9 protein-coding genes are annotated in these 13128 nt (G+C 62.8%); 3 read left to right on the top strand and 6 right to left on the bottom strand.

From position 1 onward, the window contains the following. Positions 1 to 118: 118 nt before the first annotated feature. Together FFS49_RS08080 and FFS49_RS08075 are read left to right on the top strand one after the other, a co-directional pair. A complete protein-coding gene (locus FFS49_RS08080) occupies positions 119 to 1804 on the top strand; it encodes a ShlB/FhaC/HecB family hemolysin secretion/activation protein (RefSeq protein WP_105816323.1) in 1686 nt (561 codons plus the stop codon). 165 nt (positions 1805 to 1969) lie between these two features. Further along, complete coding sequence (locus FFS49_RS08075) at positions 1970 to 2431, top strand: DUF2147 domain-containing protein (RefSeq protein ID WP_039358973.1); 462 nt, start codon at positions 1970 to 1972, stop codon at positions 2429 to 2431. Positions 2432 to 2533: 102 nt separating this feature from the next. Here the strand turns inward: FFS49_RS08075 and FFS49_RS08070 are convergent, their stop codons facing one another. The 6 genes from FFS49_RS08070 to typA all read right to left on the bottom strand — a co-directional run bounded on the left by FFS49_RS08070 (position 2534) and on the right by typA (position 12224). Beyond that, positions 2534 to 2944 carry a transposase gene (locus tag FFS49_RS08070; RefSeq protein ID WP_171026738.1) on the bottom strand — a complete coding sequence of 137 codons (411 nt, stop codon included), beginning with the start codon at positions 2942 to 2944 and terminating at the stop codon, positions 2534 to 2536. A 144-nt stretch (positions 2945 to 3088) separates the two neighbouring features. Then, complete coding sequence (gene zapE / locus FFS49_RS08065; RefSeq protein WP_039358978.1) at positions 3089 to 4186, bottom strand: cell division protein ZapE; 1098 nt, start codon at positions 4184 to 4186, stop codon at positions 3089 to 3091. A gap of 98 nt (positions 4187 to 4284) precedes the next feature. Continuing rightward, on the bottom strand, positions 4285 to 5715 hold the full coding sequence (lpdA, locus tag FFS49_RS08060) for a dihydrolipoyl dehydrogenase (protein WP_039358980.1): 1431 nt from the start codon (positions 5713 to 5715) through the stop codon (positions 4285 to 4287). Positions 5716 to 5798: 83 nt separating this feature from the next. Continuing rightward, positions 5799 to 7079 carry a 2-oxoglutarate dehydrogenase complex dihydrolipoyllysine-residue succinyltransferase gene (gene odhB, locus FFS49_RS08055; RefSeq protein ID WP_047849437.1) on the bottom strand — a complete coding sequence of 427 codons (1281 nt, stop codon included), beginning with the start codon at positions 7077 to 7079 and terminating at the stop codon, positions 5799 to 5801. Positions 7080 to 7214: 135 nt separating this feature from the next. Beyond that, entirely contained in the window at positions 7215 to 10079 is a 2865-nt protein-coding gene (locus FFS49_RS08050) for a 2-oxoglutarate dehydrogenase E1 component (protein WP_071334376.1), read from the bottom strand. Positions 10080 to 10397: 318 nt separating this feature from the next. After that, a complete protein-coding gene (typA, locus tag FFS49_RS08045) occupies positions 10398 to 12224 on the bottom strand; it encodes a translational GTPase TypA (protein WP_039358989.1) in 1827 nt (608 codons plus the stop codon). Positions 12225 to 12553: 329 nt separating this feature from the next. Here typA and FFS49_RS08035 point away from each other — a divergent pair, with 329 nt between their 5' ends. Continuing rightward, a complete protein-coding gene (locus FFS49_RS08035; protein ID WP_011351804.1) occupies positions 12554 to 13045 on the top strand; it encodes a MarR family transcriptional regulator in 492 nt (163 codons plus the stop codon). Positions 13046 to 13128: the final 83 nt, after the last annotated feature.

Here is a 13128-nt window from a genome sequence, read left to right as displayed (position 1 = left end):
GAGCGGATGGCGCGACCGTACAAATACAACCGGCATTGCGGCACGCGGCGCGCGGCACCCTGGTGTCGCGCGCCGGCATTACAAAGAAGATGAAGAGCAAGGCCAACGAGGAAAAACAATGAAATCCAGACTCGACAGATGGATGATGCTGCTCGCCATCGCGGCAGCAGGCACGGCACATGCACAAACGCGCGTCGGCGGTAACCCGCTCGACTCCCTGCCCCAGATCAACGCGCCGAAAACCGGCCCGAACGTGACCGTGCAGGTCGCACCGCAGGCGCCGCAGTTGCAGGAGCTGCTGTCGCGTCACCTGACGCCGGCCACATTCCAGGTCGAAGGCGTGAAGTCCGTGCCGTTCGAGGAAATCTCGCGTCGCTTCACCCCTCTCGTCGGCAAGGACATCACGATCGGCGAACTGATCGAAACCGCCAACGGCGTGACGAAGCTGTACCAGGATCGCGGCTTCGCGCTGTCGTTCGCGTTTGTCCCTGCGCAGACGTTCGAGAACGGCGTCGTGCGCATCACGGTGGTCGAAGGCTATGTGTCGGACGTCAAGGTCACCGGCAAGCCCGGTGCAATGGAATCGAAGATTCGCGCAATTGCCGCTCACATCACGGCCGACCGCCCCCTGCGCCGCGCGACGTTCGAGCGCTACGTGAACACATTCGGGCTGCTGCCAGGCCTTACGGTGAAGGCGAACGTCCCGCCGCCGCAAACCACCGACGGCGCGACGACGCTCGAGCTCGCGGTGGATCGCAAGCCGTTCAACGTCAGCACGGGGATCGACTTCAACCACCCGGGCGTCCAGGGTCTCATCACCGCGACCGAAAACGGCCTTACATCGTTCGGCGAGCAGTTGAGCATCTCGGCGCTCGCGCCGCCGGGACGCGACAAGCAGACCTACTTCGCGTTCAGCGGCGCGCTGCCGGTCGGCAGCAGCGGCCTGATCACGCGCCTCGATGCCAGCACGTATCGCGGCAAGCCGACTGACAACCCGGGGTTGCCGTCGACCGTCGAGCGCACTGTCAAGAACGAGAAGCTCGGTCTTTCGGCATCCTATCCGATCTTGCTGAACAACCAGCGCAGCCTGCTCGGTACGGTGTCGGGCTACGCAGCGCACAACGAAGACCGTTACCAGAGCAAGCTCAATGGCAACAGCATCGATACGCGTTCGCAAGTCCGCGTGCTGCAGATGCAGCTCGACTACACGAGCGTCCAGCCGAAACAGGTACAGAAGCTGAGCGTCAACGTCGCGAAGGGCTTCAACATCCTCGGCGCGTCGAAAGCGCAGGACATCACCGTCGGCACGACGACGACGTCGGTGGACAGCCCGATCTCGCTGACCTTCGTTCGCACCGGCGCGACCTTCACGCAGACGAACGAATGGCCGTTCCGGATCGGCACGTCGGTGTCGCTGACAGGGCAATACAGTCCCGACTCGCTGCCGACGTCCGAACAGATCTCGTTCGGCTCGACCCGTTACGCGCTCGGCTACCAACCGGGCGAAACGTCGGGCGACTCGGGCTGGGGGATGTCCCTCGAAGTGAACCGCAGCTTCACGCCGGGCTGGACGTATCTGAAATCGATCACGCCGTACATCGCATACGACATGGCGCGCGTGTACCTGCACGCGGGCACGCCATCGCCGAACCGCATGTCGTCGGTCGGCATCGGCGTACGGCTCACCGACAGCCGCTTCTACAGCCTCGACCTGAACGTCGCGAAACCGGTGGGTGACGCACCCGTCGAAAGCGCGTCACGCAGCCCGCGCATCAACGCCGCATTCTCATATCAGCTCAACTGATCGGTCACCAAACAGCCCGCGCCACGCGGGCTGTTTCGATTAGAGTCCCCTCTATCAAACGTGGCGCACGGTTTCACGTATTCTGGCGAAGCTCGCAACATGCCCGCCCCATGCAGACGGTCGTGCGAGCGAATCGAACAGACATGCAAAACAAGGAGGAAGACAATGATTCAACTGACCCGCCCGTTGCGTGCTATCGCCATCGCCGGTGCCCTGCTCGCATGCGCAGCTCCCACGTTCGCACAAGCTGACAGCCCCATCGGCATGTGGCAGACGATCGACGACAACACGCATCAGCCGAAGGCACTCGTGCAGATCGCCGAGGACGGTGACGGTGCGCTGACCGGCAAGGTCGTGAAAGGCCTCGGCGCGAACGATACGCCTGATCGCCGCTGCACCGCCTGCACGGACGAGCGCAAGGATCAGCTCATCAAGGGCATGACGATCATCAAGGCCATGAAAAAGGAAGGCGACCACTGGGACGGCGGCAACATTCTCGACCCGGAGAACGGCAAGGTCTACAAGTGCAAGATGACGCTTGAAGACGGCGGCCAGAAACTCGTCGTGCGCGGTTACATCGGCGTGTCGCTGCTCGGCCGTTCGCAGACCTGGGTTCGCCAGCAATAACGCGGCTCGCGCTTGAATGCGCGGCTCTATGAAAAATCGGCCTGCGACGAAGTCGTCAGGCCGATTTTGTTTTGGTGCGTGCGTGGGTGGAACTGACGAACATCACGCTGCGTGCTTCAGCGCGTCCGACGCATAGCTGCCAGGTGCACGATACGCGGGCGTCGCATTGCTGCGTGCTTCCGCCGCCTTCGATTGCGTGTGCTTGCGCATGCGCGTGGACAACTCGTTGCACAGATTCACGCCTGCGTCGCCATAGAGTTCACGCATGACACTCATCAACGTGCCCGTCTCATGCCAGACCTTGAAGCGACGATGGCAGGTTTGATACGACGGGTAACGACGCGGCATGGCCGACCACGTTGCGCCGCTGTAGATTACCCAAAGCACGCCGTTCAGGACGGCACGCGTATTGGCCAACGGCCGGCCGCGCAACTCGGTGCGCGGCTGCATTTCGGGCAGAAGCGACGCAACGCAGCGCCACTGTTGGTCGGTGAGATCGCGATACGGTGTCATGGACATCTCCAGCCTTAGTAACCATGACACAACGATATCGGCTCACCTCAACCATGAATATAAGACAAATCCGAAAATACCCTGAGATTGCGTTAATTTGACCGGAATTGACGTTTGAATCCCGTCAATTGCCGGAAATCGCACTCAGGTGAGCGACGTATCGACGATGCGGCGCGGCGTTTCGATGTATTCCTTCGACTGCATCTCGACGATTCGCGAGACCGTACGCGCAAACTCGTTGGCCATCGGGCCTTCGATATACAACTGCTCCGCCGGCACTGCCGCGGACATCAGCAGCTTGACCTTGTGGTCGTACAGCACGTCGATGAGCCACGTGAAGCGCCGCGCCTCGGACGCCATCCGCGGCGACATCTGCGGCACCTCGGACAGCACGATCGCGTGGAAGCGGCTCGCCAGCTCGAGGTAGTCGTTCTGCGAACGCGGGCCGCCGCACAGTGTCGCGAAATCGAACCATACGACGCCGTCCGCCTTGCGCAGCGCCTTCAGCTCGCGCTTCTCGATATGCAGGAGCGGGCTTTCGTCGGGCACGGCAGCGAGCTTCTGGAAGGCATGCCGCAATTCGCGATCGGCATCCGCGCCGAGCGGCGTGTGATACATCTTCACCTGCGCGAGCGTGCGCTGGCGATAATCGACGCCCGCGTCGACGTTGAGCACGTCGAGCTTGGACTTGATCAGCGCGATCGCCGGCAGCATGCGGTCGCGATGCAGGCCGTCCGGATACAGGTCGTCGGGATCGTAGTTGGACGTCATCACGAACTGCACGCCGTTGTTGAACAGGCGGTCGAGCAGACGGTACAGGATCATCGCATCGGCAATGTCCGACACATGGAACTCGTCGAAGCAGATCAACCGGTAGCGCTTCGCGATGCGCCGTGCGAGTTCGTCGAGCGGATCGGCCTGCCCTTTCAGCTCCTCGAGCTCACGATGCACTTCACGCATGAATTCATGGAAATGCAGGCGCGTCTTGCGCTGCACGGGCACGACCGCGAAGAAGCTGTCCATCAGGAAGCTCTTGCCGCGACCGACGCCGCCCCACATGTAGACGCCGCGCGGGAGGTCGGGATGATTGATGAGCTTCTTGAATGCGTTCGAGCGGCGCGCCTTGTACTCGACCCACTCGTCGAAACATTGCTGCAGGCGATCGACGGCCGCGCGCTGTGCGGGATCGGACTGATAGCCGCGCGTGGTCAGTTCGCGCGTGTAGTATTCGGTGACGTTCATCGGGCAAACCGGAAAAAACGAAGGCGGACGGGAAAACCCGCCCGCCCTCGTCATGAGACGGCTGCGCCGGCCGATGGCCGGCCGGCGCTACACCGCGCTCAGCTGTTCAGCGAGCGCTTGTCGACGGCGAGCGCCGCTTCGCGCATCACTTCCGACATCGACGGGTGCGGATGGCAGATACGGGCGATGTCTTCCGACGCCGCCTTGAATTCCATCGCCACCACGGCTTCCGCGATCAGGTCCGACGCGTTCGCCGCGATCACGTGCACGCCGAGCAGTTCGTCGGTCTTCGCGTCAGCGATCATCTTCACGAAGCCGTCCGGCGCGTTCATGCCGAGCGCGCGGCCGTTGATCGAGAACGGGAACTTGCCCGACTTGATCTCGCGGCCTTCCGCCTTCAGCTGCTGCTCCGTCTTGCCGACCCATGCGATTTCCGGGTACGTGTAGATCACCCACGGAATGCAGTTGTAGTCGATGTGCGGCTTCTGGCCGTCGATCACTTCCGCGACCAGCACGCCTTCGTCTTCCGCCTTGTGCGCGAGCATCGGGCCACGCACCACGTCGCCGATCGCGTACACGTTCGGCACCGCCGTGCGGCAGTGGTCGTCCACGTCGATGAAGCCGCGCTCGTTCGCCTTCAGGCCGATTGCCTCGAGCCCGAGGTTGTCGGTGTTCGGCACGCGGCCGACCGACACGATCAGGCGGTCGGCGTCGAGCGTCTGCGCGTTGCCGTCCTTGTCCGTGTAGGCGATCGACACGCCGTTCGCGGTCGTCTTCACTTCGCCGATCTTCACGCCGAGATGGATGTCGAGGCCCTGCTTCTTGAACAGCTTGGCTGCTTCCTTCGCGAGCGCTTCGTCAGCTGCGCCGAGGAAGGCCGGCAGCGCTTCGAGCACCGTCACTTCGGCACCCAGGCGACGCCACACCGAGCCGAGCTCGAGGCCGATCACGCCTGCGCCGATCACGGCAAGCTTCTTCGGCACCGAGTCGAACGTCAGCGCACCTTCGTTGTCCGACACGATCTTGTTGTCGACCGGAATGCCCGGCAGGTGACGCGCCTTCGAGCCCGTCGCGATGATCACGTTCTTCGCGGTGACGACTTCGGTTTCACCCTCGCCGCTCACTTCGATCTGCACGCCGGCGTCGGTCTTGCCGGTGAACTTGCCATGGCCCTTCAGCCAGGTGATCTTGTTCTTCTTGAACAGGAACTCGATCCCGCTCGTCATCTTCTCGACGATCGCGTCCTTGCGGCCGAGCATCTTCGCGACATCGATCTTCACGCCGTCGACCGTGATGCCGTGGTCGGCCAGATGGTGCGACGTGTTCTCGAACTCTTCCGACGATGCGAGCAGCGCCTTCGACGGGATGCAGCCGACGTTCAGGCACGTGCCGCCGAGCTTCAGCGCGCCGGCCGGATTCTTCCACTTCTCGATACACGCAACCGTCTTGCCGAGCTGCGCAGCGCGGATCGCGGCGATATAACCGCCGGGGCCGGCGCCGATCACGACGACGTCAAATTCCTTGGACATGACAATCCTTTCTTCTTGTGCAACCGCACGGGCCGCGCGTGTCGCGCGCCCGTGCGGTGCGGGTCAATGCGGTGAAACTCGGCTTACAGGTCGAGCAGCAGGCGTGCCGGATCTTCCAGCGCATCCTTCATCGCGACGAGCGACAGCACGGCTTCGCGGCCGTCGATGATGCGGTGGTCGTAAGACAGCGCGAGGTAGTTGATCGGACGGATCACGATCTGGCCGTTTTCGACGACCGGGCGCTCCTTCGTCGCGTGCACGCCGAGGATTGCCGACTGCGGCGGGTTGATGATCGGGGTCGACAACATCGAACCGAACACGCCGCCGTTCGAGATCGAGAACGTACCGCCCGTCATTTCCTCGATCGACAGCTTGCCGTCCTTCGCCTTCTGGCCGAATTCGGCGATCTTCTTTTCGATCTCGGCGAGGCTCAGCTGATCCGCGTTGCGCAGGATCGGCACGACGAGGCCGCGCGGCGAACCGACCGCGATACCGATGTCGAAGTAGCCGTGGTAGACGATGTCGTTACCGTCGATCGACGCGTTCACGAGCGGGAATTTCTTCAGCGCGTGCACGGCCGCCTTCACGAAGAACGACATGAAGCCGAGCTTCACGCCATGTTCCTTCTCGAACTTGTCCTTGTACTTGTTGCGCAGTTCCATGACCGGAGCCATGTTCACTTCGTTGAACGTCGTCAGGATCGCGTTGGTCTGCTGCGACTCGAGCAGACGCTCGGCGATACGCGCACGCAGGCGCGACATCGGCACGCGCTGTTCCGGACGGTCGTTCAGCCAGGTCGCGGCCGATGCCGGCACCTTCACTTCCGGCAGCGACGGCTTCGCAGCGGCCGTCTTGGCCGGTGCGGCGGCCGGAGCGGCCTTCGGTGCGCTGCCTGCTGCCAGCGCGTCGCCCTTCGTGACGCGGCCGTCGCGGCCCGAACCTGCGACGTCGCCTGCCGACAGGCCCTTCTCGGCCAGCAGCTTCGATGCGGCCGGCGATGCGGTGGTCGACGATGCAGCTGCGGCTGCGGCGACCGGCTGTGCTGCCGGTGCGGCTGCAGCAGGCGCGGCTGCCGGCTTGACTTCGGCGGCGCCTGCCGCGGCTTCGGCTGCACCTGCCTTCGCTTCGGTGTCGATCGTTGCGATCAGCTGATCGGCAACGACGGTGTCACCGTCGTTCTGCAGCACTTGCGCGAGCACGCCCGCGGCCGGTGCCGGCACTTCGAGCACGACCTTGTCGGTCTCGAGTTCGATCAGGATTTCGTCTTGAGCAACTGCTTCGCCCGGCTTCTTCTTCCACTGCAGCATGGTGGCTTCCGAAACCGACTCCGAAAGCTGGGGGACTTTGACTTCTACGATAGCCATGTGATTTTCCTGGATGCTTAATCTGGGTAATGACGAGGTTCGTGCGATTCCTTCGGCCGGTGCGGCGCGCAACGCGCCCGGCGGCCCAAAAGAGACGGGAAAGCGCATGGCGCCTTCCCGTTTCGCTTCCGTCGGTTATTTCGCGATCGACGTGCTCTTCAGGCGGCCGAAAGCACCTTCGATGAGGGCCTTCTGCTGCTCGTAGTGCTTCGCGTAGTAGCCAACCGCCGGCGAGGCCGAAGCCGGACGGCCGCTGTATGCCAGCTTCTGCCCTTCCTTCATGCCTTCCTTCAGATGGTGCTCGACGTAGAACCAGGGGCCCTGATTCTGCGGCTCGTCCTGCACCCAGACCACTTCAGTCGCGTTCTCGTACTTCTTCATTTCGGCTTCGAACTGCTTGTGCGCGAACGGGTACAGCTGCTCGATACGGATGATCGCGACGTCGTTCGCCTTCGCTTCGCGGCGATGTGCGACGAGGTCGTAATACACGCGGCCCGAGCATGCCAGCACGCGCTTGACCTTCTTCGCGTCGATGCCGCCGTCGGTTTCGCCCAGCACCGGCTGGAACGAACCCTTCGCGAGTTCCGACAGATCCGACACCGCTTCCTTGTGACGCAGCAGCGACTTCGGCGTAGCGACGATCAGCGGCTTGCGGAACAGGCGGATCATCTGGCGACGCAGCAGGTGGAAAATCTGTGCCGGCGTCGTCGGTTGAACGACCTGCATGTTGTGATCGGCACACAGCTGCAGGAAACGCTCGATACGCGTCGACGAGTGTTCCGGGCCTTGGCCTTCGTAGCCGTGCGGCAGCAGCATCGTCAGACCCGACACGCGGCCCCACTTCACTTCGCCCGACGAGATGAACTGGTCGATCACCACCTGCGCGCCGTTGACGAAGTCGCCGAACTGCGCTTCCCACAGCACGAGCGTGTTCGGCTCGGCGGTCGAGTAACCGTATTCGAAGCCCAGCACCGCCTCTTCCGACAGCACCGAGTCGATCACCGTGAACTTCGCCTGGCCTTCGGCGATGTTCTGCAGCGGCACGTACGTGCCGTCGTTCCAGCGCTCGCGGTTCTGGTCGTGCAGCACCGCATGACGGTGCGTGAACGTGCCGCGGCCCGAGTCCTGGCCCGTCAGGCGCACCGAGTAACCCGATGCGACGAGCGACGCGAACGCGAGGTGTTCGCCCATGCCCCAGTCGAGCGGCTGGTCGCCACGCGCCATGTTGCGGCGGTCGTTGATCACGCGCTCGACGAGCGGGTGGACCTTGAAGTTTTCCGGGACCGTCGTGATGCGTTCGCCGAGGCGCTTCAGTTCTGCGAGCGGCACGGCCGTGTCGGCTGCATCCGTCCACTTGCGGTTCAGGAACGGAACCCAGTCGACCGCGTACTTGCTCTTGTAGTTCGACAGGACCGGGTCGACCGTGTGGTGACCGTCATCCATCGCCTTGCGGTACGCCTTGACGAAGTTGTCGGCGTCTTCCGCGGTGATCACGCCCTGCTGCACGAGCTTCTCGGCGTACAGCGCACGGGTGCCCGGGTGCTGCGCGATCTTCTTGTACATCAGCGGCTGCGTCACCGCCGGCGTGTCCTGCTCGTTGTGGCCCAACTTGCGGAAGCAGACGATGTCGATCACGACATCCTTGTGGAACTGCATCCGGTAGTCGATCGCGATCTGGATCGCGAGCACGACAGCTTCCGGATCGTCGCCGTTCACGTGCAGCACCGGCGCTTCGATCATCTTGACGACATCGGTACAGTACAGCGTCGAGCGCGCATCGCGCGGGTCGGACGTCGTGAAGCCGATCTGGTTGTTGATGACGATGTGCAGCGTGCCGTGCGTGCCGTAGCCGCGCGTCTGCGCGAGGTTCAGCGTTTCCATCACGACGCCCTGGCCAGCGAAGGCCGCGTCACCGTGGATCTGCACCGGCAGCACTTGCAGGCCGTCTTCGTCGCCGCGACGGTCCATCCGCGCCTTCGCGGAACCTTCGACCACCGGGTTCACGATCTCGAGGTGCGACGGGTTGAACGCGAGCGACAGGTGGACCGGGCCGCCTTCCGTCGACACGTCCGATGAGAAGCCCTTGTGGTACTTCACGTCACCGGCCGGCAGGTCGTCGACGTGCTTGCCTTCGAATTCGGCGAACAGGTCGGCCGGCATCTTGCCCAGCGTGTTGACCAGCACGTTCAGACGGCCACGGTGAGCCATGCCGATGATGATTTCCTGCACGCCGCGCTTGCCCGCGTGCTGGACGACTTCGTCCATTGCCGCGATGAAGCTTTCGCCGCCTTCGAGCGAGAAGCGCTTCTGGCCGACGTACTTGGTATGCAGGTAGCGCTCGAGGCCTTCAGCAGCCGTCAGGCGATTCAGGATGTGCTTCTTCTCGTCTGCCGAGAAGTTCGGCGTCGCGCGGGTCGACTCCAGGCGCTCCTGCCACCAGCGCTTCTGTTCCGGGTCGCTGATGTACATGTATTCGGCGCCGATCGTGCCGCAATACGTGTCGCGCAGGCCCTTGACGATGTCACGCAGCGAAGCCTGGTCGAAACCGAAGTACAGGTTGCTTGCGCTGTACGTCTGGTCGAGGTCGCCTTCGGAGAAATCGTAGAACGCGGGTTCGAGCTCGGGAATGGCGGGACGTTCGCGACGCTTCAGCGGATCCAGATTGGCCCATTGCGAGCCGAGGAAGCGGTAGGCGCTGATGAGGGACTGGACGTGCACTTGCTTGCGTGCCGCAGCCAGATTGGTGGTGCTTTCGCGCGGGATAAAGGCATTGGCCTTCGCGCGCTCGGCGAACGATTCGACGATCGGAAAATGGGCGACGTCATTGGCATTCGAACCGTCCGTTGCAGGCACATTCTGCAGCGCGTCGAAATACTCTCGCCAGTTCTCCGGCACCGATGCCGGATTGTTGAGGTATGCATCGTACAGTTCTTCAACGTACGAAGCATTGCCGCCGAACAGATAGGAGTTCAGCTGAAACTGCTTCATTACATCTGACATTTTACGCTCACCTTTCTTCGAGCTTCTCGAGAAATAGCGGGTTACTCAACCTTCCGCGACACGGCCTGACCGTTTAGCGGATTGCGAATCAAGTCTTGCTTGGAAGGACCTAAAACTTGCGTGCGCGCAGCATATCACAGAACCGATACCGGAGTTCACGGCGAAATGTGCCTGAAAGCACCGCGCGACGGGGTTTTGCCGGATTGCCACGACCCGCGGGAACAGTGTTTTGCAGGCAACCCGATTGCATATCGCGCAGATGCAAAAAAGGCTGCCCGCAGGCAGCCTTTTCCGTGATGCAGCAAACGGCCGGAACGCTTAGTCGACCGCGCCTTCGCGGCTCGCGCGGCGACGCTCGTGCTCCTTCAGGAAGCGCTTGCGCAGGCGGATCGATTGCGGCGTCACTTCGACGAGTTCGTCGTCGTCGATGAATTCGACCGCGTATTCCAGCGACATCTGGACCGGCGGCACGAGGCGCACCGCTTCGTCGGTACCCGACGCACGCACGTTGGTCAGCTGCTTGCCCTTGATCGGGTTCACGACGAGGTCGTTGTCGCGGCTGTGGATACCGATGATCATGCCCTCGTAGAGCGCATCACCCGGCTTCACGAACATGCGGCCGCGATCCTGCAGCTTCCACAGTGCGTAGGCCACGGCCGCGCCGTCGTCCTGCGAGATCAGCACGCCGTTGCGGCGCTCGAACACCGAGCCGTCCTTGACCGGTGCGTACGAGTCGAAGATGTGGCTCATCAGGCCCGTGCCGCGCGTGAGCGTCAGGAATTCGCTCTGGAAGCCGATCAGGCCCCGCGCCGAGATCTTGTACTCCAGACGCGTGCGGCCGCGGCCGTCCGACGCCATGTCGAGCATCTCGCCCTTGCGGCGGCCGAGCTCTTCCATCACGCCACCCTGATGCTCGTCCTCGACGTCGACGGTCAGCAGCTCGTACGGCTCGTGACGCACGCCGTCGATTTCCTGCATCACGACGCGCGGACGCGACACGGCCAGCTCGTAGCCTTCACGACGCATGTTCTCGACGAGAATCGTCAGGTGCAGCTCACCACGACCCGACACTTCGAACACCGTTTCGTCGCCGGTGTCCTTCACGCGCAGCGCGACGTTGTGGTTCAGCTCCTTCATCAGACGGTCGCGGATCTGGCGGCTCGTGACGAACTTGCCTTCGCGGCCGGCTAGCGGCGACGAGTTGACGAGGAAGTTCATCGTCAGCGTCGGCTCGTCGACGGTGATCATCGGCAGCGCTTCCGGCGTATCCACCGCGCAGATCGTTGCGCCGATGCCGACGTCTTCAATACCGTTGATCAGCACGATGTCACCCGCTTCGGCCGACTCGACCTGAACGCGCTCGAGACCCGTGAACGACAGCACCTGGTTGATCTTGCGGTTCAGCACGTCGCCTTCCGGCCCGAAGCGCATCGCGACCGGCTGGCCCGGCTTGATGCGACCGCGCGTGATGCGGCCGACGCCGATCCGGCCGACGTACGTCGAATAGTCGAGCGACGTGATCTGAAGTTGCAGCGGCGCGTCCGGATCCGCCGGGCGGACCGGCACGTGCTCGAGGACTGCCTCGAACAGCGGGCGCATGTCGCCTTCGCGCGCGGCCGGGTCGAGCGACGCATAGCCGTTCAGGCCCGATGCATAGACGATCGGGAAGTCGAGCTGCTCTTCGGTTGCGCCGAGCTTGTCGAACAGGTCGAAGGTCTGGTTGATGACCCAGTCGATCCGCGCGCCCGGACGGTCGATCTTGTTGACGATGACGATCGGCTTCAGGCCGAGTGCGAGCGCCTTCTTCGTGACGAAGCGCGTCTGCGGCATCGGGCCCTCGACCGCATCGACGAGCAGCAGCACCGAGTCGACCATCGACAGCACGCGCTCCACCTCGCCACCGAAGTCCGCGTGCCCCGGCGTGTCGACGATGTTGATGTGCGTGCCTTCGTATTCGACCGCGCAGTTCTTCGCGAGAATCGTGATCCCGCGCTCTTTTTCGATGTCGTTCGAGTCCATCACCCGCTCCGCAATCTGCTGGTTCTCGCGGAAGGTGCCGGACTGGCGAAGCAGTTGGTCGACGAGCGTAGTCTTGCCGTGGTCGACGTGGGCGATGATGGCGATATTGCGAAGGGCGCGGGTCATAGAAACCTGGAAATCGTTTGAACGCGCAAAAGCGCCCGCTCGTTTTTCACGGGCGCGCGCATTGCAGCTTGGAAAGCCACAAATTATAGCACGTGCGGATGTCGGGAGCCGACGGGCACGTTGCGACGCAACACTGGACGGCCGGCGCGCCCTCCCCTCGAACCCGCCAGTCGGCTGAAGCCCGCATCATCGGCAATCCCCAAAAACCTTATTGGGATAGTGGATTTGTGGGACACAAAGCGCGCCCTTTGCCGTTCGATTAACATTTGCCGCGGCAAGCAACTGTGCCTATACTGCTGCCTAGTCAACTATTGCAGCTTCAGGGTTTTATGTCGGATTCTTCTACCCAACCACCCGTCTCGCCGCTGTCCTCGTATCAGATGAACGACAGCGTCGGTTATCTGATGTCGCGCGTGAAGTCGGTGATGACCAACCTCGTCACGCAACGCACGCAGGAAGAGCTCGGCATCACGGGCACGCAGGCGAGCATGCTGTTCATGATCGCGGTCGGCAAATGCTCGACGGCCGCCGAGCTCGCGCGCGAGTACGGCATCGACGCGAGCGCGGTCACGCGCCTGCTCGACCGGGTCGAGAAACGCGGCCTGCTGTCCCGCGTGCGCAGCATCGAGGATCGGCGTGTCGTGCGCCTCGAGTTGACCGACGAAGGCCGTGCGCTCGCCGAACGGCTGCCGCCGATTTTCCGGAGCGTGCTCGACCAGGTGCTGGACGGGTTCACGCCGGAAGAAGTCGGGTTCCTGAAGAGCATGCTGCGCCGCATTCTCAGCAACTACTGCGAGACCGCCGGCGGCAGCATCACGTAATAGTTGCCATAACAATTACTTTTGACAGATTAATGTAAGGAAATCCTTGCAGTGTCCATCATTCATTCCGAGTCAGGGATCAG

The organism is Burkholderia sp. 4NA327C6, from assembly GCF_005502655.1.
Classification (GTDB): Bacteria; Pseudomonadota; Gammaproteobacteria; order Burkholderiales; family Burkholderiaceae; genus Burkholderia; species Burkholderia contaminans.
Note: the sequence above shows the minus strand (reverse complement) of the source record. Positions and strands in the feature narration are given on the sequence as shown.